At 52.8% G+C, this 18,885-nt stretch carries 19 protein-coding genes and 6 tRNA genes; 5 read left to right on the forward strand and 20 right to left on the reverse strand.

Annotated features, from left to right (window positions below):
* Positions 1–390: 390 nt before the first annotated feature.
* From ACF8O8_RS25705 to ACF8O8_RS25730, 6 genes are all read right to left on the reverse strand, one after another.
* Positions 391–1,725, reverse strand: a complete 1,335-nt coding sequence (locus ACF8O8_RS25705) for a DUF4055 domain-containing protein (protein WP_392510721.1) — start codon at positions 1,723–1,725, stop codon at positions 391–393.
* A 45-nt stretch (positions 1,726–1,770) separates the two neighbouring features.
* Complete coding sequence (locus ACF8O8_RS25710) at positions 1,771–3,282, reverse strand: hypothetical protein (RefSeq protein ID WP_392510722.1); 1,512 nt, start codon at positions 3,280–3,282, stop codon at positions 1,771–1,773.
* A complete protein-coding gene (locus ACF8O8_RS25715) occupies positions 3,282–3,740 on the reverse strand; it encodes a hypothetical protein (protein ID WP_392510723.1) in 459 nt (152 codons plus the stop codon). The genes ACF8O8_RS25710 and ACF8O8_RS25715 overlap by 1 nt, the downstream gene beginning before the upstream one ends.
* Positions 3,737–4,306, reverse strand: coding sequence for a hypothetical protein (locus tag ACF8O8_RS25720; RefSeq protein WP_392510724.1), 570 nt, complete (start codon positions 4,304–4,306; stop codon positions 3,737–3,739). Before ACF8O8_RS25720 ends, ACF8O8_RS25715 begins: the two co-directional genes overlap by 4 nt.
* A complete protein-coding gene (locus ACF8O8_RS25725; RefSeq protein ID WP_392510725.1) occupies positions 4,281–4,787 on the reverse strand; it encodes a hypothetical protein in 507 nt (168 codons plus the stop codon). The genes ACF8O8_RS25720 and ACF8O8_RS25725 overlap by 26 nt, the downstream gene beginning before the upstream one ends.
* 181 nt (positions 4,788–4,968) lie before the next feature.
* Positions 4,969–7,440, reverse strand: coding sequence for a hypothetical protein (locus ACF8O8_RS25730; RefSeq protein ID WP_392510726.1), 2,472 nt, complete (start codon positions 7,438–7,440; stop codon positions 4,969–4,971).
* A 421-nt stretch (positions 7,441–7,861) separates the two neighbouring features.
* Between ACF8O8_RS25730 and ACF8O8_RS25735 the strand changes: the two genes are divergently transcribed.
* The 3 genes from ACF8O8_RS25735 to ACF8O8_RS25745 all read left to right on the forward strand — a co-directional run bounded on the left by ACF8O8_RS25735 (position 7,862) and on the right by ACF8O8_RS25745 (position 9,826).
* A complete protein-coding gene (locus ACF8O8_RS25735) occupies positions 7,862–8,392 on the forward strand; it encodes a hypothetical protein (RefSeq protein ID WP_392510727.1) in 531 nt (176 codons plus the stop codon).
* Between the two features lie 83 nt (positions 8,393–8,475).
* Positions 8,476–9,453 (forward strand): hypothetical protein, encoded by a 978-nt coding sequence (locus ACF8O8_RS25740; RefSeq protein WP_392510728.1) that lies wholly within the window; start codon positions 8,476–8,478, stop codon positions 9,451–9,453.
* Positions 9,454–9,466: 13 nt separating this feature from the next.
* Positions 9,467–9,826 (forward strand): histone-like nucleoid-structuring protein, MvaT/MvaU family, encoded by a 360-nt coding sequence (locus ACF8O8_RS25745; protein ID WP_392510729.1) that lies wholly within the window; start codon positions 9,467–9,469, stop codon positions 9,824–9,826.
* 34 nt (positions 9,827–9,860) lie between these two features.
* Here ACF8O8_RS25745 and ACF8O8_RS25750 read toward each other — a convergent pair whose 3' ends face one another.
* The 4 genes from ACF8O8_RS25750 to ACF8O8_RS25765 all read right to left on the reverse strand — a co-directional run bounded on the left by ACF8O8_RS25750 (position 9,861) and on the right by ACF8O8_RS25765 (position 13,875).
* Positions 9,861–10,769: a hypothetical protein gene (locus tag ACF8O8_RS25750; RefSeq protein WP_392510730.1), complete on the reverse strand. Its 909-nt coding sequence runs from the start codon at positions 10,767–10,769 to the stop codon at positions 9,861–9,863.
* Positions 10,738–12,036: a DNA cytosine methyltransferase gene (locus tag ACF8O8_RS25755; RefSeq protein WP_392510731.1), complete on the reverse strand. Its 1,299-nt coding sequence runs from the start codon at positions 12,034–12,036 to the stop codon at positions 10,738–10,740. The genes ACF8O8_RS25750 and ACF8O8_RS25755 overlap by 32 nt, the downstream gene beginning before the upstream one ends.
* A gap of 139 nt (positions 12,037–12,175) precedes the next feature.
* Positions 12,176–13,447 carry a Y-family DNA polymerase gene (locus ACF8O8_RS25760; RefSeq protein ID WP_392510732.1) on the reverse strand — a complete coding sequence of 424 codons (1,272 nt, stop codon included), beginning with the start codon at positions 13,445–13,447 and terminating at the stop codon, positions 12,176–12,178.
* Entirely contained in the window at positions 13,444–13,875 is a 432-nt protein-coding gene (locus ACF8O8_RS25765; RefSeq protein ID WP_196163412.1) for a hypothetical protein, read from the reverse strand. The genes ACF8O8_RS25760 and ACF8O8_RS25765 overlap by 4 nt, the downstream gene beginning before the upstream one ends.
* Positions 13,876–14,200: 325 nt before the next feature.
* Between ACF8O8_RS25765 and ACF8O8_RS25770 the strand changes: the two genes are divergently transcribed.
* Positions 14,201–14,371 carry a hypothetical protein gene (locus ACF8O8_RS25770; RefSeq protein ID WP_392510733.1) on the forward strand — a complete coding sequence of 57 codons (171 nt, stop codon included), beginning with the start codon at positions 14,201–14,203 and terminating at the stop codon, positions 14,369–14,371.
* Positions 14,372–14,462: 91 nt separating this feature from the next.
* On the opposite strand, the gene ACF8O8_RS25775 is transcribed toward ACF8O8_RS25770, so the two are convergent.
* From ACF8O8_RS25775 to ACF8O8_RS25785, 3 genes are all read right to left on the reverse strand, one after another.
* Positions 14,463–14,539: transfer RNA gene (locus ACF8O8_RS25775), tRNA-Arg, on the reverse strand.
* Positions 14,540–14,649: 110 nt separating this feature from the next.
* Positions 14,650–15,243: a phosphonate metabolism protein/1,5-bisphosphokinase (PRPP-forming) PhnN gene (gene phnN / locus ACF8O8_RS25780; RefSeq protein ID WP_049587030.1), complete on the reverse strand. Its 594-nt coding sequence runs from the start codon at positions 15,241–15,243 to the stop codon at positions 14,650–14,652.
* A 5-nt stretch (positions 15,244–15,248) separates the two neighbouring features.
* Positions 15,249–15,518 (reverse strand): hypothetical protein, encoded by a 270-nt coding sequence (locus ACF8O8_RS25785; protein WP_061405701.1) that lies wholly within the window; start codon positions 15,516–15,518, stop codon positions 15,249–15,251.
* Positions 15,519–15,587: 69 nt separating this feature from the next.
* Between ACF8O8_RS25785 and ACF8O8_RS25790 the strand changes: the two genes are divergently transcribed.
* A complete protein-coding gene (locus ACF8O8_RS25790; RefSeq protein ID WP_003254499.1) occupies positions 15,588–15,914 on the forward strand; it encodes an Arc family DNA-binding protein in 327 nt (108 codons plus the stop codon).
* A gap of 107 nt (positions 15,915–16,021) precedes the next feature.
* Here the strand turns inward: ACF8O8_RS25790 and mgtE are convergent, their stop codons facing one another.
* From mgtE to csrA, 7 genes are all read right to left on the reverse strand, one after another.
* The gene (gene mgtE, locus ACF8O8_RS25795) at positions 16,022–17,464 is read right to left on the reverse strand and encodes a magnesium transporter (protein WP_003254500.1); all 1,443 of its coding nucleotides are present in this window, start codon (positions 17,462–17,464) and stop codon (positions 16,022–16,024) included.
* Between the two features lie 396 nt (positions 17,465–17,860).
* Positions 17,861–17,937, reverse strand: a tRNA-Arg gene (locus ACF8O8_RS25800).
* Positions 17,938–18,010: 73 nt separating this feature from the next.
* A tRNA-Arg gene (locus tag ACF8O8_RS25805) sits at positions 18,011–18,087 on the reverse strand.
* Positions 18,088–18,161: 74 nt separating this feature from the next.
* A tRNA-Arg gene (locus ACF8O8_RS25810) sits at positions 18,162–18,238 on the reverse strand.
* Positions 18,239–18,309: 71 nt separating this feature from the next.
* Positions 18,310–18,386 (reverse strand) — tRNA-Arg (locus ACF8O8_RS25815).
* Positions 18,387–18,492: 106 nt separating this feature from the next.
* Positions 18,493–18,583, reverse strand: a tRNA-Ser gene (locus tag ACF8O8_RS25820).
* A gap of 72 nt (positions 18,584–18,655) precedes the next feature.
* A complete protein-coding gene (gene csrA, locus ACF8O8_RS25825) occupies positions 18,656–18,844 on the reverse strand; it encodes a carbon storage regulator CsrA (RefSeq protein WP_003254503.1) in 189 nt (62 codons plus the stop codon).
* Between the last annotated feature and the right edge of the window lie 41 nt (positions 18,845–18,885).

Genomic DNA, 18,885 nt, shown 5'->3' on the forward strand with positions numbered 1-18,885 from the left:
GCCAGGACTACCCGCTGGTCAGCTTCGGCAACGCCGGTTTAATTGTCATCAACCAACCCAGCTACCCCGCCAAACCTCCCATCGTATCTTTGACAACAACCCTGACCACGACGCGCATCAGGCCATTTCTGACTGATTGATGACAAACAAGATTACGAGTGATCCGAAGTCACCATGGTGACTAGATATTACAGATGGTTGAGAGCCGCTCAGAGCCCGCTTGGGCCTGTAACAATCAGTCACCATGGTGACCATTTGTTCATCAGGGAGAACAGGGCCATTGCTGGACTGTGATGTGAGGTCACCATGGTGACCAGATATTACAGATGGTTGAGAGCCGCTCAGAGCCAGCTTAGGCCTGTAACAACAAGTCACCATGGTGACCGATTATCACAACGGCACTTCTTGCTGAAGACGATCATCATTCGCTGAGATGTCAAAATCGGCGCGCAGAATCCCACGGCGCTTCAGCTCTTTGAGATAGTCGTCATGCGACAGATCGCCCATTTGGCGAGCCGTGGAGAGCGCGTTCAACTCTTCGACAGTGATCGTCACGCCGTAATCTGTGCATACCGACACATCTACTTGCAAGTCACTGATTAAATTGAATTTTCCCAAAAACCAGAATGCTTTCTTCAAGGCATCTTGCAAGCTCTGGGCAATCGCCGCAATCTGAGAGTTATTCTCGTTTGCTTGCAAACTACGACCTGTTGCTGTCTCTGCCGCACCGCGATTGGCGAGCATTTCGTAGCCATAAATCTGCATTCTCAGCTCGATGTCTTGCAGTGATTGCCTACCGGCGCCGATGGCAGCACCGGTGTGCTCGACGAATTTGAGATCGCTGCCTTGGCTGCCGAGGATGGCGTGCTCGACGCCGATCTTGATTTCAGCGTCTTGGTCGATGCCAGAGCCGAAGAGAATGGGCACACGCGCGACGTGGAGTATGTTTGACTGGTCGCTGCTCTCCTGCCAGTGCTGGAGGTTGAGGTAAGCGAGGTCGATGAAGGGCGGTGGGCAGAACAGCTCGCCGCTTGGCACGTTGTCAGCGAAGATCGGGATGAGCGGGATCTCGGCAACAGCAAAAGCCGTCCAATCCTGCACGATGATGAATTCGTCTTTGCCTGGCTCGACTTGCTGGTGCAAGCGCCAATAAGCCTGGGCGCCCTCGACCTTCCACTCCCTGACCTTCTGCAACTCGGCCTCATCGTAACCAACAACCACTACCGATTTTTCGAGGATGCGCAGGTAGACCAGACTGTCGTCTTCGTCGAACGAGTAACCAAGGATGTCAGTCCCTTTGACGACGTAGCAGTAAGCCCGCCCGCCAGCTTTGGGAGCATCGACGATCAGGTATGCAGCGCCGTCCCAAAGCACTTCCTGCAATGCCTTCCTAGACAAGGCAGTGGCACTGGCACCTTTTCCGTCCAGGTTCTTCTCGTAGCCCGCAACCAGGTCTTCCTGACCAGCAATGGTTGCAGATACGGATACTGGCCGTACAAACGGCTTCGCAGCATTAGCTTCGATTGCTCGCTTCGTGCCGTTGAAGAGCACAGATCGTTTCAGGCGAGCTTTATACGACTCATCCGATTCCTTCGCTTCTGCCGGCAGATATTCTTTACCAGCAGCACGCATCGCTTTTGTACCGCCGCGCAGGGTTCGCAGCAGGTGTCTTTCTTCATAAAAACCGGCGCATCGTGCGCTTCTCTCATTTACCTTTCCCATCATCATTCTTCCTTGAGTTTCCGCTCACAAAGCTTCCTTGCTTCGCTATCAACGTATTCCGTTCGTTACCTTTGTTACGTTTTTCTTCATCGTTAACCGATAGGCCAAAGCATCCCAGCTATGGTCATCTGGCCCTTTCTTACATGCGTCCATGTTGTCTTCATCGCGTGCGATAGATGGCAAGCAACCAATCAAGTACCGGCATCCTTGGAAGATGTACAAATGGGGCGAGTCCGGCGAATTCAGCTTTGTTGCGCTCAAACGTTGAAAAGCGAGCTGTGCTGAGTTCACGCGAGAGCCTGGGGCTTTGTCTGCGGGGACGAACTTCATGCCTTCAGCTTCGAGTTCAGCTGCGACTGTCTGTTGGCCCTGGATTTGTTTGCCGTTGTAAATCTGGCTATCGGCGGCGCCGGGATGAATGGTGTGTCCGGCGAGGATGCCTGAGTCGCTGAGCCTTTTTTCTCGATCCTTGAGGCGCTTGCCTATGGCTCGTGCCGGGAGGAACAGTCCGGCATCTGGAGTGACCTGCTCTCCTCTCGCATTCTCTTCAGTGCCGTAATCCTCGCCGATCACAATGATCGAGCCTGCCGGTGGGCAGAACCTGGTGCCATCCGGCAGGGTTGCGGCTTCCCCATTTGCCTCGGCGTGCCATAGACCGCAAAACGGCGTGGACTGGCCGAAGTCGAAGGATCGGTCGATCCTCCAGCCTTTCGGGATCGGGAAGGGCTTCATGACCACCCGGCTGGACCATACGGCGCCGAACATGCTGCTAGTGTCTACTGCGTTCCAATCGCCGAGGAGCCAGGCTGCCCGTTTCGCAGGGTCAACGAGCTTCATCAAGAAGTTCTTGATGTACGACTTGTTGATGTAGATGTTCTCGAAGATCGTGCCGAACAGAGCGCAGCGCTGCCTGGTGCCATCCGAGTTCATCACGATTTCACCGGGCTTCCTGGCCTCGATGAAGCGCTTGTACACCCAATGCCTTCCGACACCCCAGGGGTTCGTGCTGGCACGTACCTGAAGTGGTGGCATGTTCGGTTGTTCGGCAGTGGGAATGAACGCAGAGCGCAGAGTCGAAAGCATCGAGACGTAGATTTCGTCCGTTGCCCAGGTGGCCAGCTCGTCCCAGCCAATGTAAGTGAGCTGCCAGCCGTGGAATTTGGTGTCGTATTCCGCAGGTTTCTTAATGTGGTTGAACATCAGGACTTCGCCGGTTGGGAACGTCCAGCTGTATTCAGACTGGCTCCACTTCGCGCCGGGGAAAGCACGCGGAATGATCTGATGGCTGGTCTTCACGATGTCGCGAAGGTTCTTGTATTCCTTCCGCAAGATGATGCCGCGCCAGGCCGGTCCCCAACCTTTGCCAACATGCTGAACAAACCCCATGATCAAGGCATCGCTTTTCCCATTGCCTCGGCTTCCGTGGAACAGAACTTCGGTAACCAAAGACTCGGGCTGGCCAAGCCGCAGGAACATCTCCTGGGAGCCGGGTAACGGCTTCCAGATGATCTTGCGAACCGCCTTTGCGGTCTTATGTAATACCGGGGAGAACGCGCTCATTACGCATCCTCGTCATCGGTTTCAAATTCAACTACCAGTGGCAGGCGGTCGATCCACACAGCCTCATACACCAGCTCTGGCTTCTGTATGAAGCCTCGGCCTGGCCACGGGTCGAAGCAGCATGTGCCGGTCCACAGCACGCAGTGAGCACCTTCTCCTGACTCTGTAGGCACGGAGAGGATTGCGGGGCGGGTTTGGATTTGTTGCCAAAGCTGGTGTTGGTTGAGCGCAACACGACCGGCTCTCTTGCCGAAGAGCAGGTCTTGGTAATTAGCGGTACTGGCGTAGCAGGCTGGTCCGAAGTTCGTCAGCATGAATGCGTGTGCTTCGGAGATCGTCACCCCGGTCGCTATCGCTCCAGGGAAGGTGGCCAGCAGGTGCTTGTATGTGTGGCCGGTGAGCATGCTTAAGCAGGCGATAACGCAGTCGGTTTTGAAGAATTGAGTGATGAGCTTCATTGGTCATCACCATTGTCATTTTCTTCGGCTTCGAATTCGGCAAGGCGGGCAGCCGCGAGACCGGCTGTTCGAGCCTGTTGCTCGATCACGTCTTCTTCTTTGAAATCGGCCAGGGGGCCGGGGATGATCAGTACGCCAGTTTGTGCATCAGCAACTGGTGCAGAGTCGCTCTCGCTGCCGAGGCGATCACCATCAGCAAACTCGTCGTGAAAACGACGACGCAGGATCGACTCACCGGCACGCCAATCACCACGCTTTGCCGCAGCGATGACGCTGTTGACTGCGATGTCACGGACTTTGGCGAGACCTTGCTCAACTGCATCCAGAAAATCTAGTAACAAGCACTGCCAGTCGTCTGGCTCAAACGAGTCATCTTCTTCAAGTTGAGCCCTGATTTCCTCCGCCTGTTGCTTCCAGCTATGGAAACAGGCGATGGAAATACCAACGGCTGCGGCGGCTGATTTGAAGCTCGTAGTACGGCCAACAGCCGTACCGATCTTCTTGATCATCGCTGCATCAAGCACTGGCCTCCGGCCTTTTTTAACTTCCTTTTTCTTCGCTGCCATTTTGCGACAATCCGTATCTAGCTATTAAGAGCGCGTCCGTGCGCCCATCTTTGATTCCTGGTGATCCGTCCTTCTTTTTGCGTCCCGTCAGGACGTTGGCATTTGGATAGAGATCCCTTGCGGTCTGAATTACTACGAAGTCATCAGCGCCGGTTAGACCATGCCATTTACGCCACTCCTGCGGTCTTGGCATGACGAGATCGAATCCAAGTGCCTCAACAACGCCGCGAGCAACACCAGCTGCTTCACCAAAACTAAAGGCGCCAAGTCCGCCATCGCCGGGGACGTAACCGACCTTTTCGATCACCACGGTTCCACGGCGCCCACGCAGCATGTCGATTAGCTGTCGAGCATCGACAACCCCTCTTTTTCCCTTTTCGGTTACCGGCATGTCATAGAGATCAAGCAACGAGCCGTCCTCGCTTAATATCGCGATTGCTCCTTTCTTGCCCGGATCTATCCCTATGATGACTTTTTCCATACTAATATATTATATCACATAATATATATTAAAAATCATTTGAAAACGAATTATTTGGTGGCAAAAAGAAGCCCCGCTCGGGAAAAGGAATTAAACCGGTGGGGCTCAGGTGCTTTACGGAGATGCGAAGGGGGTAGGTTTTCCGCCCTTACGTATTTATTATAACACAAATTTAACAGTTTTAAATTTCAGTCTCGGTTTCTTCGAGCAGGGACTTGGCGGTTTGCTCATCGCAGTCCATCAGATTTTTCATCAGAAACACTTTGTGTTCTTCGGAGCTGCTCGGGTTAACATACGAGTCAATCTGATCAAACAGCTCTTTGTTCAGAACGTAGACCCTTTCACCTTTGATCATTTTGCGGATCTTTGACAGTCCGAGGCTTGAGAGAAGATCAGATACAAGAGAGTTCATCTGACGTTCGGTTTTCGCCTCTGCCCTGATCGAAATCAGGCCGTTCAGCTTGAAGTTCAGCTGGTTTTCAACAATATAGTCACAAGCACTCTTAAGCTCTTTATGTGTAATGGCGCCCTCACCCGAGGTGCCTATCCCGAGTTTCTTCATTACATTTGTAAGCAGGTTGCGGATGGCTACATAATTTCCGCAGTCAATTCCTTTGACCTTCTCGTCACGCACTTTTAGATCTATGAAGCGGCGATCATCAAGCAGCCAGCACTTGGCTTTCATCAGTTTCGAAAGACCAGCGCCTTCGCTGAAGAATTTCACATCTTCTTCGTTCACATCTTCAAAGATTTTACCAACCGCATGTGCTGTGTCGATGAAATTATTCAGGAAATACTCTTGCTCGTTACGAGTTTTCTCCAGCTTTTTCACACTAGAATCATTGATAGCTGTTTGACCGGCGACCATGGTTCCTTTTGTGATTGTTTCTTTGACTGATTTTCTGCTGTTTTTGAAAATCTTCGATGCTTCTTCATCGGCTGCTTTATCTGTCGGCAAGCGAGTTATGGTAAAGCCTTCAAGCTCGAATCCCAGCGAAAGCCACTGCTGGAAGTGGTTTTTCTCTCTCGCACTGAGGTACAGCTGCTGTGTAGCAATTGAGTCGAAAACCTGGTCGTCGCTTGCGTAGAAATTGGCAATTACATCGCGTTTTTCAACAGCAAATTTAGTCACCAGGTGAATGCCAACAACGACCCTTTTTGCAGTTCTGTCGCGTCGAACGAACTGTTTTGCGTCGTCAACACCTACAGTACCGCCGAAGATGCAGAAATGGTCGTCAAAATGCTCGACTGTGATGCTCACAGATGACTGCATGGAAGGGCTATGGCACAGTACATCGTACTGCTTAACGGCTTCGTTCGGATTTGCAAAAAACTCCAAAACTTCGTCGTTATCTTTAGTATTTTGAGTGATCAGTAGAACTCTGGCGCCCTGGTCACGAGCAATCCTGGTAACGGTTTCTGCGTGTTTTCTTGAGTCCGAAGCGAAGATAATTTTCTTCTTAGCGGCCAGTGATCTCAAAATTTCGCGCTGGGTCGATTCCACAGAGCTAAGGCACACATTAATTGACGAGTAGTCAGTATTGCCCTGTGTGAGGCTTATGGGCCTTCCAGCAAGGCGGACGTAGTTCATCAGCACGTTATTGATGAAAGCCTCGCAAACCAACACCAGTCGGGCTTTTTTCATCAAGCCCAGGATTTCATGGAAAACGTCATGGCGGTCGCCAACGAAACCTTTCTGCATCATGTGTCGCAGCACCTGTGCGGCCTCCTCGATGATGATGATGCCGCTTTGGTGCGTGTGAACCCTGAATCGCTCGTTGTCGCACTTATTTATCACTAGCGAAAGGGCTCGGAGCTGGTCTTCGCGGCCTTCAATGCTGTCATCGTTGTATTGCTCAACGAGATCTGCAATTGAGCTGGAGCGTGCGATTGCGATCCTGTGACTCAGAACTGTAGATTTCTCGCCGGACTCGATGCCGGCCTCGATCAGCTTACGGATCACGTGCTTGGTTTTGCCCTTGCCCATGCCGTCGGCCAGGACGTGAATACCGCCTTCGGCGAAGATCTTGGCGGCGTAAGCCTCAAGCTCCGCAGAAGCATCTGGACCTGGTTTGCGGCATGACAGGAAACGACCAGCAATCTGTGAATCTAAGTTAATTTTTCGGCTGTGCTGGTAGCTGATGACATCGCTGTCGATTGTCTTGTTCAGCAGATCGATTGCCTTCTCGACACTGTGTTCATCTTCAAATGCCCTAGTCGAAGCAGCATCTGCAACCTTTTCAGCAGCCTGGTCACGAGTAAGAGAGAAAGGCACTTGACGTGCGACAGAAGCAACGAAGCGTTTCAGATTCTTCAGTGCCCCGGCTTGGGCAGCGTACTCATCTACTTCGAGCGATGAGTACCCGGAAAGGCTTTCAAGGTGCTGGCCTCCTACAAAATACAGGCCGGCTTTAAATTCGCGAGCTAACTCATAGCGCTCAGCGTAGTTCTCTTCTGTAACAACCAGCGAAATGGTATGCCTGCTTGCTGATTTCGCTTCAGTAAACAGCCTCAAGACAGACTCAATGTCTGTTCCTGCTTTGACGTAAGTAAACTCTACGCCGCCCACATCTTCAGTACCAATGACAATCACCTTGGTGTTTATGTCATTTACAGAGTGCTCCTGTTTTTGCCCTTGATATACAACTTTCATTTTTACTTTAACCTTTTGTTATTTTACGCATCTCCAGCGCAGTGCTATATTGCACATTTTCATAATAACACTATTTTTCCACTTTTAAACACCAAAACTGAAAATAATTATAAAATATCCGATAATGGCATTGACATCTTTTTACCACTTCCCATCTCTTTACATATAAATAGTAGGAAGTGGTAAACTTGCCCTGCCCGCTTCGCGGAATTTATCCAGGGGGTGCTTGCCTGTTGATCATCACCTTATTTACCACTTCCTACTCTCATATATATAAAAGAGATAGAAGTGGTAACCCCCCCCAACAAACCACCCGCTGGATATTTTCAGCGAAGCTGGTTAAAACTGCTCGACCATCAGAAAATCAATACTACCTTATGTTATAATTATTCCATGGACACGCAGAAAGGGAAAAATAAAAATGCAAATTGTTAAAGAGCGAGTAAACACGCGGACAGGAGTGTACGTCAGCGAATCACAAGCAGCTGCAATGCTTCAGCTGGCCGTAGGAACGCTAAGAAACCTTCGTACTGTTTCAAGCAAAAAAGAGTTTATCCCGTATGTTCGGGGAGAACGAAGAAAAGTCTTTTATAAGAAGATCGATGTGATCGCGTACCGGGATCGACCCAAAAAATTCGGGCCTGCCAACTCGTACCCGCGCATTCCTGTTCTTTTCAATGACGCTCCTATCGCTGGTCTTGATCCGTCAACCAGGCTGACAACCGCTGAAGCAGCCTTGGCTTATGGCATTTCAAAAGCATCTCTACAAATCTGGCGCTCAAAACACATCTTCCTTGACGTGCTGCCGTTCCATGGCAAGCGTCCAGACATTTACTACCTTGCCAGTGATCTCGCGGTCTTCATCCGTGCCGGCCGGGACTACTGGAAAGCCAGATCCTTCGAGCTTGGTTACCAGCTTCAGCCGCATCCCCGCTCCCTTAGGGCTGCCTGACAGCTCCATTGTCATTCCTTGACAATCTGTTCATCAAGCCTATTATTATGACAGAAATTAATATTTTTGTCAAGGTAATTCACATGGAAGAAAGCTCGTCAAGGAAAAAATCTCAGGGACGCCCTTCTCTGAGCCCGCTAGAGAAGCAGCGCCGACTCGTCGCCAGGTTGCATGAGAACTCGTTCCAGCTTGAGCGCGAGATCGAAGATCAGTCCGGCTACCCAGTGGAAGACGATGACCTTCAGCGACACCTCCTTCTCAGCACGTTTCTACAACGTATGACATTCGCTCGTGAAGCCGCAAAATTCGAGCGCGAAGGACTCAACGATCATGCCAAGGCTGTACGCCAGAAACTCAACCTCTTCCGCCCGCAAGGGATGACCGAAGAAGCGTGGAACGCCCTTCCAGACTCAGACAAGAAGCTCGCTCCCGGCAAACCCAAAATGCCAAAGGAACTCGAATTAGCGCGCATCGAAATTGAGCGCGACGAAGAGCTTAAAAAGCTCCGAGAGATGGAAGCAGAAGCAGGCGAAAAGCAGACTCACATCGCGACGCTACGTGCCCAGTTCGGAAAAACACTTGTCGGTCGCCCTGGCAAAGACATGCTCGGGACACTCGACAAACAGCTACACATCGCTTTTTACAAACGCGCCGCACTTGATCCCGACCGCGAGCCGAAGACTCTTGGCCGACCGCAAAAGTCATACGATGAGCGCTACGCGTACTTCACAAGCATCATTGATCACTGCCTTACCGAAATCACGAAAGGTGAAAGCAAGCTCGACCTAATTCAGCTCCAGCAGCGCTACCTAAAGCGCCTCCGCGATAAGGCAACCCTCCTTCGCATTCGCATCAACGGCACTAACGGATCTCAGCTAGTGACGCTAAAAATGGATCTTTCTGTAGTAGAAGAGCAGGTCAGACTGGAGACCAGTTTGCTCAATGATTACAAAGCAAACTATGCCGACCTCAGCGACATTCAGCTAGAATCCCGTCGCAACGCTGTTGCCAAAAAAATTACAGCATTTGACTCACTAGAATTCACAAACGCCGACACTTAAACTTGGGGACAAAATGAGCAAACTCGCAGAATTCAAAGCACTCGAAGCACAGCTCGCCGAGCAGATGGCTCAACTGGATGCACTCAAGAATGATGATGGCCTGAAAAAGGAAATCGAGTTCGAAAGCAAGCTGCGCGCTCTGCTGGGTGAGTACGGCTTCTCCCTGCGCGAAGTAAAACTGATCCTGGACCCTCATGCTCGCCCAGAGCGAGCCGCACCCGCAGCACGTCAGCCGCGCCGCGAGCGTCAGCTGAAGGTTTACGTCAACCCGGAAAGCGGTGAGCGTGTTGAAACCAAGGGTGGTAACCACAAGCTGCTCAAAGAATGGAAATCGCAGTACGGTGCTGAAACCGTTGAGTCATGGCTTCAATAAGGAAAAAGCCCCGCTATGCGGGGCAGTTACCTGCTCAGTTAAGACCTCTGAGTACCGCACTATCCAAGTCTTCTCCACTTGGAAGATTGGCTCCCGCTACAAATCGTGATGAAAATTCCTCCAATGAGAATCTGAGCCTTCTTATTGGAACAAGACTCCTAATGCTACCATACGGGACAGCAGGGCCTAATCCATACGTAAAAACCGTCATATTATCTGGTGACTTTTCTCGCTCCAGAGGTATGTCTGAACCAATTACTAACTCAAATCGGCGATAAACAATTTCTGGAAGAAGAAAATATAGACCAGAGGCCACATGATTAGATCTAGAGTAAATTAACCCTTTCCTAATCAATTGAGGAATGAGGCGCTTGTGGACGTTTGCCCAATTCATTCCATGCCCAGAAGCATGGATTGGTGCGGTTGGATCATAGGGAAGATCACGATATGACGCCCAGTTATCTCTATAGTTACCAGTAATGTCGATACTTTGCACTTCAACACCGACATACCCTAATAGAGTTCGCCCCTGTACTTTTGCCAAAACCCAATCCATGGAAAGTTGACGTCCGAGCTTAACCTCTTTCCCCGACTTCTGCCCCAAGGCAACTACGTACGTGCCATTATCGCCTGCTTGTCTAAGTCTCACGTATTCATTGTAAGTAAGCACTCGCAGGCCAGCACCAAAAGCATCCTGTGCTACATCTACTAATATCTGATAGTTGCCTGCATATAATCTATTGGGGCAAATTACACAATCTTCCCCCATAGACGTAACACTACATGCACCATACACCTCACTACCATCGTGATTTGTTTTGGTGCATGGTGCATTTGTGAATATGCAGTGTCGATTCGTCCAAGCTTGCCTTGCTACTGGAGAAAGGTCATCAGGCGCATAGCCAAATATTTCAACTATGTCGTTTCTCGGTCTTACCGCCATTGAAATTTATCTTAAGCAGTTCTCTCACCTTATTACCCATCGCCCGTGCGAGCAGTGGCGGCACTGCATTACCGACCTGCTCATACTGTTGGGTGACGTTCCCTGTGAACACGTAATCATCAGGGAACGACTGGATACGAGCTGCTTCCCTGACAGATATGATTCTGTCTTGGGTGGGGTGGAAAAAGCTACCCCAATGTGGATCGCACTTCGTCAAAATGGTGGAGCATAGGCCATCTGGGTGCAGCCTCCCATAGCGCTTGGTATGATCACTGCGCCGGGCACGCTTCAGACCAGCAGGAAGCATGTCAAACGGAATGTCGCGCCAGCTACCGCCCTGTGGGATGTGCTGAAGACGATCAAGGTTGACCTTCCCAATTCCGGCACACACATGGTTCTGCAAATCATTTGATCTGCTGCGCATCAGCTCTTGATACCATCCCGTTGGCTTTGTCGCATATTGCCGAATGTCATCAACGCTATGCCCGTTGCTGAGTTCAGGCAGATCAGATATCGCATCCCATACGCCAGTATGCTTTTTTAGCGTTTCAGCAAAAAGCGGTGGCACCTGGATACACAGCTCCTTGGCACCGGTAAAATTGGCAGTCGCACGGGCGTTGAACTCCGGCTCCGGGAATTCTATGTAGGCATTTGGCTTTCTGATTCCGATGAAGATCGTACGGAAGCGCATCTGAGGAACGCCATAATGACCCGCAAACAGGATTTTGTGCCGAACCGTATACCCAAGCCTTTCAAGCTCCAGGTAGATCTGCTCAACAACAGTACCCCGCCCGAGAGACACCATTCCCGGTACGTTCTCAATCATTACGGCTTTCGGCAGGAGTGCTTCGGCTACCCGGATGAAATCCTTGAACAGATGATTGCGGTCATCATCAAGGCTTCGGATTGGCGCGTTTACTGAGAAACCTTGGCAAGGCGGCCCTCCCGCCAAGAGATCCACATCGCCAGCAGAAACTCCCAAGCGCTGCTTGATATCTGACTCGCTGACCTCTCTCACATCACCGACAACCAAATTGGTATCAGGATGATTGCGCTGATACGTCTTGGCGTACTGATCAACCAACTCATTCGCCAGCAGGGGCTTGAAGCCAGCCATGCCCAATCCGCACGAAATGCCACCAGCACCGGCAAAGAGATCCACGTTTCTCAACACCGCAAAATCATCGCCTGTATCGACTTCACTAGCAGCGGCGCTGCGGTATTCCTTGTCAACAACATCGCTAGATTCTACAGCTGAAAAACTCATGATTTATCCCCAAAAAAAAGCTGCGACACCTTAGCATTTGAGCCGGCAACTGTCTTCCTTCGCCGGACGCGAAACACTGTATTTTTATACAGATTAGTCACCTTTTCATCAATGCCAAGTCAGGGGAAAGCGTATTCACCTAGCTCACCCTCGGCAGCTCCCGCCAGCTGGACGTATACGCAGGCGACAGCATCTCTCTCTTCATCTCCCATGCCCTCCCATCCGGCCACACCGTCCCCACCCTCACCGCTCCTCGCCCAAAGCGCTGGTTGAGCAGATCAATCGTCTCCATGAGCTTCGCATTGTTCCTTCTCGGCGACTCAGCAAACAGATCCGGCGTGTACTCATCGCTTTGCACCAGTTTTGTCAGCAAAACGCCAACCTTCGAGTACGCGTACCCATTCCTGAATATGCGTAATAGGGCTTGGTTTGCGGCCTGGGTCATCAGGAGGGTGTCATTTGTTGGGTAGGGAAGGATGCACCTGGCGCTGTTGAAATAGCGCTCTCTGTCTTCGACGAATCCCGAGGTCTGCAAGCTGATGACCATTTCCTCGGCCAGACTGCCCTGCTCCCGAAGCTTTTCGGCAGCGCGGGCGACGTAGCTGGCCAATGCCTCCCGGATCGGCTCGATGCTCCGCAGTTTCTGGCCGAACATCTTCGAGCTGCAAATCTCTTTTTTGAGGTCGGGCGCCTGGTGCATGCACAGCCATTCTTCACCTCGCAGCTCCCTCGCCGTGCGTTCCAGGACGCGTCCAAACGTCTGTCTGATCACTGCCAGATCGGCATGAGCGAGATCCCAAGCCGTGTTTATGCTCATCGCCTGGAGCGTCTTCGAGAGCCGGCGACCGATACCCCACACTTCATCCACTGGCGCGATCTTCAGCAGCTTGTCACAGCGAACCGGGTCGGTCAGATCAACCACTCCACCAGTTTTCTGCCATTTCTTTGCAGCGAAATTCGCGAGTTTGGCGAGTGTCTTGGTATGACCGATACCCACGCCTACCGGCATCGCACATTCGCCCCAGACGCGCTCTTTGATAGCTTTCCCGATTGTTGCCAGATCACCTGGCAGGCCTGTCAGGTCTGCCCAGCACTCGTCGATGCTGTACTGCTCCAGATCCGGCACTTGGCCGTGAATGCATCGCATGACTTTGTTAGACACGTCGCTGTAGAGCGCGTAGTTGCTCGAAAAAGCTTGAACACCGGACTTACGAAGTTGACCACGGATTTCGAAGAAAAGCGCTCCCATGGCTATGCCAAGCGCTTTGGCTTCACTCGTACGGGCGATGACGCAGCCGTCGTTGTTGCTCAAGACCACTATCGGCGTTGTCGCAAGCTCGGGGCGGAAGATTCGCTCGCACGAGCAATAGAAGCTGTTGCAGTCGATCAGCGCGTACACACGTTTAGTCATGGGCGTAGGTCTCGGAACAAGAAATCAACGATTCCCCAAAGCACCACTTCATCCTGTCCGGCGATGTGCTGGCACTCGCCCTGGCGGTCTATCGTGACCAGGGACCGCTTTTTCTCAGCGTCAGTGAGTATCGAGCAGAGCTTGAACTCACTGTCGATGATGACGATTGCAGCACGCCCTGGAGCGGCCAGGCCGGTGCGGTTCACGACGAGCACATCATTTTGGTTGATGCCGAGGCCTGCAAGAGCATCGCTGTCGGCGATCCAAAGCCAGATGTGCGGTGCGCCAAGGCCAACGAATTCGTCGATGCTGAGCGGTCCCTGCTCATGATCGCCAGCTGGCGACTGGAAGCCGGTGATCTTGAGCTTTTCCGGAGAGAGACAGAGACGCTCGATGCGGCGGCCCGGTGTTGAAAATGCTGTATTCATCGAGGCACTCTAAAATACTGTATAGATAAACAGTATAGTGAGATTTTTCGGATAGCCAAGAGGTACAGCGATGTGTGGCGGCGTAGAAATTTCCGGTCAGTACACCAGGACTGGTGAGCAGTTGAAGATCTATTTCCCGAATCCCAGAGCTGCCATGCCCGTTCTCAGTAGTGAATGCCAGGAAGTCATATGGGTGCCCTGGGGCAGGCGCAGAGAACAACCAGGCAAAGGCCCTGCGGGCGGCTGGGCGAGACTCAGCTCAATCGAAGATGGGCGATGGGAGAAGTACGGACCGACGCGGGTCTACATACCAGCGTTGAGGTTCATGGAGAAGGACGAACAGAAGATCAGTCACTGGTTCGACCTAGAGCCTGGCCAGGCGATTGAGGGGCTTGTGATCGGCGATGGTGAGCAGCAGAAAGTCTATGTGATCACGACCGAGGCGCCTGCGGAGCAGGGCTGGGTGCATGACCGATGGCCACTGATCAAATTTTAACCAATGGCAAAGTAGTTACCAAAGTAGTTACTAAAACTCACTTTGAATGCCGGTCACCACTTGCTAAAACGGCTGGAGGCCTTGAATTATATGGCGTCCCAGGCAGGATTTGAACCTGCAACCTTCCCCTTAGGAGGGGGATGCTCTATCCAATTGAGCTACTGAGACGCTACGACCGGCAGCGAGCGCTGCACAGCGGGATGGCCAGCATGTTAACCAGCATGCTGGCGTTTGTCATGCCTGAACTGGGCTTTTTCGCGTAATCCTTTTCTGCGCTGCTATCCCCGCGGTAGTACGCCCTGATCGCGAAGCAGCGAAACGAATGCGGCGACCGCCGCCTCCAGTGTGGAAGAATTATCCAGCACATGCACCGACGGGTCGGCTGCAGCTTGCAAGCGTGCGCTGCGCGCCAGGCGCTGTTCCACTTCTTCTGCGCTTTCCCGCCCCCGGGCCAGCAAGCGCTGGCGCAGCACCTCAGGCTTGACCTCGACCAACACGGCCAACAAATCCGGATAGCGCTGACGGGCCTCTGGCAGATAAGCCCGCGAGCCATTCACCAGCACTGCCCTCCCCGCCGCCAACCACTGGTCCACCTGCCGGGGTATGCCATAGTCTAGGCCATTGGCCCGCCAGTGCATGGCAAACGCACCCTGCGCACGCAAGGTATCAAAATGCTCAGGCGTGACCCCTTGGGCAGCTTCGCCCTTGGCTTCGGCCGAACGGGTGATGACCCGGCGGGCAATTTCTACCCCGGCGGCGGCCAGTTGCTCACGCGACGCGTCGATCAGGGAATCTTTCCCGGAACCCGACGGCCCAACCAGAAATATCAACCGGCCCGTCCCTGATCGGCGGTCGCTTGCGTCATGTTGCATAGCCACTATGCTCTATAGAGGGAACCGGCGCATTCTAGGGCTTTTCTGGGCATTTTTCTGCGTTTTACCGATTGTTGACGGCAAAAGACTGACGGCCAGGCTAGCCAGAGCATGTAAAACTTTTCAAACCAGTGCTCATTTCTGATAATTGGTACTGGCATAAAGCCTTTATCCGGATCACTATTTGTCACATAATTGACGCCAAGCAAACGGCGACCATGAGGCAAGATGAGCATCCATTTTTCACTGGCGGTTGAACATTTTGTCGTCGCCACGGTCGTACTTCCATCCCGTGCGGCCAATTTGAGAACCGCTTCCCCTGAACCAAACTCTGGTCAATTTATATGCGCCCAATGAAACAGGCTATTTATTCGAGCCGCACTGCTGACAAGTTCGTCGTCCGCCTGCCTGACGGAATGCGTGAGCGCATTGCCGAGGTAGCACGCAACCACCACCGCAGCATGAACTCCGAGATCATTGCACGCCTGGAACAGAGCCTTATCCAGGAAGGTGCGCTGGGTGACGAACTGAGCATGCGCCTGGACAGCCCTGAACTGTCCCTGCATGAGCGCGAGTTGCTGCAGCGTTTCCGCCAACTGTCCCACCGCCAGCAGAACGCCTTGGTCGCCCTCATCGCTCACGATGTGGAAATGGCCGCAGACGCCTCCTGAGGGCTGCAGCGAACACGAAAAAGCCAGCGTAAGCTGGCTTTTTTGTGGGCGTCTGACTGGCAGCAAGGCCATTTCCCTGCGGGATTGTTCCCACAGGGAGGATTGGCTTACAACAGGAACAGCGTGGCCAGCCCAAGGAAGATGAAGAAACCACCGCTGTCGGTCACAGCAGTGATCATCACACTCGCCCCCATCGCAGGGTCGCGCCCCAAGCGGGCCAAGGTCATCGGGATCAGCACGCCCATCAGCGCCGCCAATAACAAGTTCAAGGTCATCGCTGCGGTCATCACCACCCCCAGCGACCAGCTGCCATACAGCCAGAAAGCCACTGCACCAATGACTCCGCCCCAAACCAGGCCGTTGATCAGCGACACCGCCAACTCCTTGCGCATCAAGCGGCTGGTATTGCCTGGCGACACTTGGTCCAGGGCCATGGCGCGGACGATCATGGTGATGGTCTGGTTACCAGAGTTGCCACCAATACCCGCAACGATCGGCATCAACGCAGCCAACGCCACCAGCTTTTCAATCGAACCTTCGAACAACCCGATCACTCGCGAAGCAACAAAGGCGGTAATCAGGTTGATTGCCAGCCACGCCCAACGGTTGCGGAACGAACGCCAGACCGAGGCGAAAATATCTTCCTCTTCACGCAGACCCGCCATGTTGAGGACTTCGCTCTCGCTTTCCTCACGGATCAGGTCAACCATTTCGTCGATGGTCAGACGGCCGATCAGGCGTTCGCTCTTGTCCACCACCGGGGCGGATACCAGGTCATAACGCTCGAAAGCCTGCGCTGCATCGTAGGCATCTTCCTCGGGCTGGAAGGAGACAGGGTCGGTCGCCATGACCTCCGCCACCTTCTTCTCCGGGTCGTTGACCAGCAGGCGCTTGATCGGCAATACCCCCTTGAGGATGCCGTCGTAATCGACCACGAACAATTTGTCGGTGTGGTTCGGCAGTTCTTTCAGGCGGCGCAGGTAGCGCAGCACCACTTCCAGGCTGACGTCTTCGCGGATGGTGACCATCTCGAAGTCCATCAGCGCACCAACCTGCTCCTCGTCGTAGCTCAGCGCCGAACGCACCCGCTCGCGTTGCTGGGCATCGAGGGTTTCCATCAGCTCGTGAACAACGTCACGCGGCAGCTCTGGGGCGAGGTCGGCCAGTTCGTCGGCGTCCATCTCCTTGGCGGCAGCCAGCAGCTCGTGATCGTCCATGTCGGCGATCAGCGATTGGCGAACCGAATCGGAAACTTCCAGCAGGATGTCGCCATCGCGCTCCGAGCGCACCAGCTGCCAGACCGTCAGGCGATCTTCCAGGGGCAAGGCTTCGAGGATGTAGGCGATGTCGGCGGGGTGCAGGTCATCGAGCTTGCGCTGCAGCTCGACGAGGTTCTGGCGGTGGACCAGGTTTTCGACCAGGTCGTTGTGCGCGCCTTCCTGGCGATGGGTCAGGTCTTCGACCATGCGCTGACGCTGCAGCAGTTCGACCACCTGGGCCAGGCGATCCTGCAGGCTTTCTTGCGCTTTTTTAACTTCTACTTCGGTCATAGGCGAACTCCACTCCCAGCAGCGGAGCACGCCGAGGGAATCAATCGGTCAGATCTTTCTGTATGAATCGTGTTAGCGAGTAACTACTGGGTAAGTCCATGGTGGTTTTCCACAAGCCCCGGCGGGGCTGACGGGCGCAATCATACACTGCTAAAGCTGTCAGATCGCTTAAATTTTTGGCCAGAACAATCGTTTGCGCGATAAAGCTGGGACAACGCGTGAAGCTATCAGTGCGACGATTGTTGTGGATGGGAAAGCACATTTGATTTTTGAGGCCGCTCAGCGGCTCAAGACTACACCGCAATCATTACAGAAGAGCGTAGATCGACAGGCTCAAGAATTCATTGGCGCACAAACAAAAAGCCCGCTCTATTGAGCGGGCTTTTTGATGGGGTATGGCGGACTCAGCAGGATTCGAACCTGCGACCGCTCGGTTCGTAGCCGAGTACTCTATCCAGCTGAGCTATGAGTCCGTGATGGTAGTTTTAGACCAGGTTACCACTGGCTTACTGAAATGGCTTTTCAAACAGAACCACTTCAAGAAAGTGGCGGACTCAGCAGGATTCGAACCTGCGACCGCTCGGTTCGTAGCCGAGTACTCTATCCAGCTGAGCTATGAGTCCGCGATTGGCAGTTTTAAACCAGATTACCGCTGGTTGACTGAAATGGCTTTGCAAGCAGAACCACTTCAAGAAAGTGGCGGACTCAGCAGGATTCGAACCTGCGACCGCTCGGTTCGTAGCCGAGTACTCTATCCAGCTGAGCTATGAGTCCGCAATTGGCAGTTTTAGACCAGATACCGCTGGTTGATTGAAGCAGCCTTGCAAACAAAGCCACTTCAAAAGTGGCGGACTCAGCAGGATTCGAACCTGCGACCGCTCGGTTCGTAGCCGAGTACTCTATCCAGCTGAGCTATGAGTCCGTGTCTTGCCGCGCATTATAGGTCGCTGAAACATTTTTGCAAGAAGCTTTTCGTTATAAAACAACTACTTAGCGTTCCTACCGTTTACAGCGCCCTACGCAAATAATGGCGGTGAAGGGGGGATTCGAACCCCCGATACCCTTATGAGGTATACTCCCTTAGCAGGGGAGCGCCTTCGGCCACTCGGCCACCTCACCGCAACACGAGGCGAATATTAAAGAACCTCTTTCACCTTTGCAACCCTTTTTTTGAAAAAAACTTCAAAAAAATTAAAGGCTTGGCTCTTCATCCTTCTCCTTCTTGATCCGCAGGTAGATTTCCTCGCGGTGAACTGCCACTTCTTTCGGGGCGCTCACGCCAATACGCACCTGGTTGCCTTTGACGCCAAGCACCGTCACGGTGATCTCGCCGTCTCCAATGATCAGGCTCTCGGCGCACCGACGAGTCAGAATCAACATAGCTTTCTCCTTACGCAAAACATTCAGGGGTAACAGTCTTG

Source organism: Pseudomonas sp. TYF_14 (assembly GCF_043105275.1).
Lineage (GTDB): Bacteria > Pseudomonadota > Gammaproteobacteria > Pseudomonadales > Pseudomonadaceae > Aquipseudomonas > Aquipseudomonas alloputida.

Coding starts and splice junctions, on each gene's coding strand:
- ACF8O8_RS25705 (WP_392510721.1), bottom strand. CDS start 1,725: ATGATGGGAAAGGTAAATGAGAGAAGCGCACGATGCGCCGGTTTTTAT.
- ACF8O8_RS25710 (WP_392510722.1), bottom strand. CDS start 3,282: ATGAGCGCGTTCTCCCCGGTATTACATAAGACCGCAAAGGCGGTTCGC.
- ACF8O8_RS25715 (WP_392510723.1), bottom strand. CDS start 3,740: ATGAAGCTCATCACTCAATTCTTCAAAACCGACTGCGTTATCGCCTGC.
- ACF8O8_RS25720 (WP_392510724.1), bottom strand. CDS start 4,306: ATGGCAGCGAAGAAAAAGGAAGTTAAAAAAGGCCGGAGGCCAGTGCTT.
- ACF8O8_RS25725 (WP_392510725.1), bottom strand. CDS start 4,787: ATGGAAAAAGTCATCATAGGGATAGATCCGGGCAAGAAAGGAGCAATC.
- ACF8O8_RS25730 (WP_392510726.1), bottom strand. CDS start 7,440: ATGAAAGTTGTATATCAAGGGCAAAAACAGGAGCACTCTGTAAATGAC.
- ACF8O8_RS25735 (WP_392510727.1), top strand. CDS start 7,862: ATGCAAATTGTTAAAGAGCGAGTAAACACGCGGACAGGAGTGTACGTC.
- ACF8O8_RS25740 (WP_392510728.1), top strand. CDS start 8,476: ATGGAAGAAAGCTCGTCAAGGAAAAAATCTCAGGGACGCCCTTCTCTG.
- ACF8O8_RS25745 (WP_392510729.1), top strand. CDS start 9,467: ATGAGCAAACTCGCAGAATTCAAAGCACTCGAAGCACAGCTCGCCGAG.
- ACF8O8_RS25750 (WP_392510730.1), bottom strand. CDS start 10,769: ATGGCGGTAAGACCGAGAAACGACATAGTTGAAATATTTGGCTATGCG.
- ACF8O8_RS25755 (WP_392510731.1), bottom strand. CDS start 12,036: ATGAGTTTTTCAGCTGTAGAATCTAGCGATGTTGTTGACAAGGAATAC.
- ACF8O8_RS25760 (WP_392510732.1), bottom strand. CDS start 13,447: ATGACTAAACGTGTGTACGCGCTGATCGACTGCAACAGCTTCTATTGC.
- ACF8O8_RS25765 (WP_196163412.1), bottom strand. CDS start 13,875: ATGAATACAGCATTTTCAACACCGGGCCGCCGCATCGAGCGTCTCTGT.
- ACF8O8_RS25770 (WP_392510733.1), top strand. CDS start 14,201: ATGGAGAAGGACGAACAGAAGATCAGTCACTGGTTCGACCTAGAGCCT.
- phnN (WP_049587030.1), bottom strand. CDS start 15,243: ATGCAACATGACGCAAGCGACCGCCGATCAGGGACGGGCCGGTTGATA.
- ACF8O8_RS25790 (WP_003254499.1), top strand. CDS start 15,588: ATGCGCCCAATGAAACAGGCTATTTATTCGAGCCGCACTGCTGACAAG.
- mgtE (WP_003254500.1), bottom strand. CDS start 17,464: ATGACCGAAGTAGAAGTTAAAAAAGCGCAAGAAAGCCTGCAGGATCGC.
- csrA (WP_003254503.1), bottom strand. CDS start 18,844: ATGTTGATTCTGACTCGTCGGTGCGCCGAGAGCCTGATCATTGGAGAC.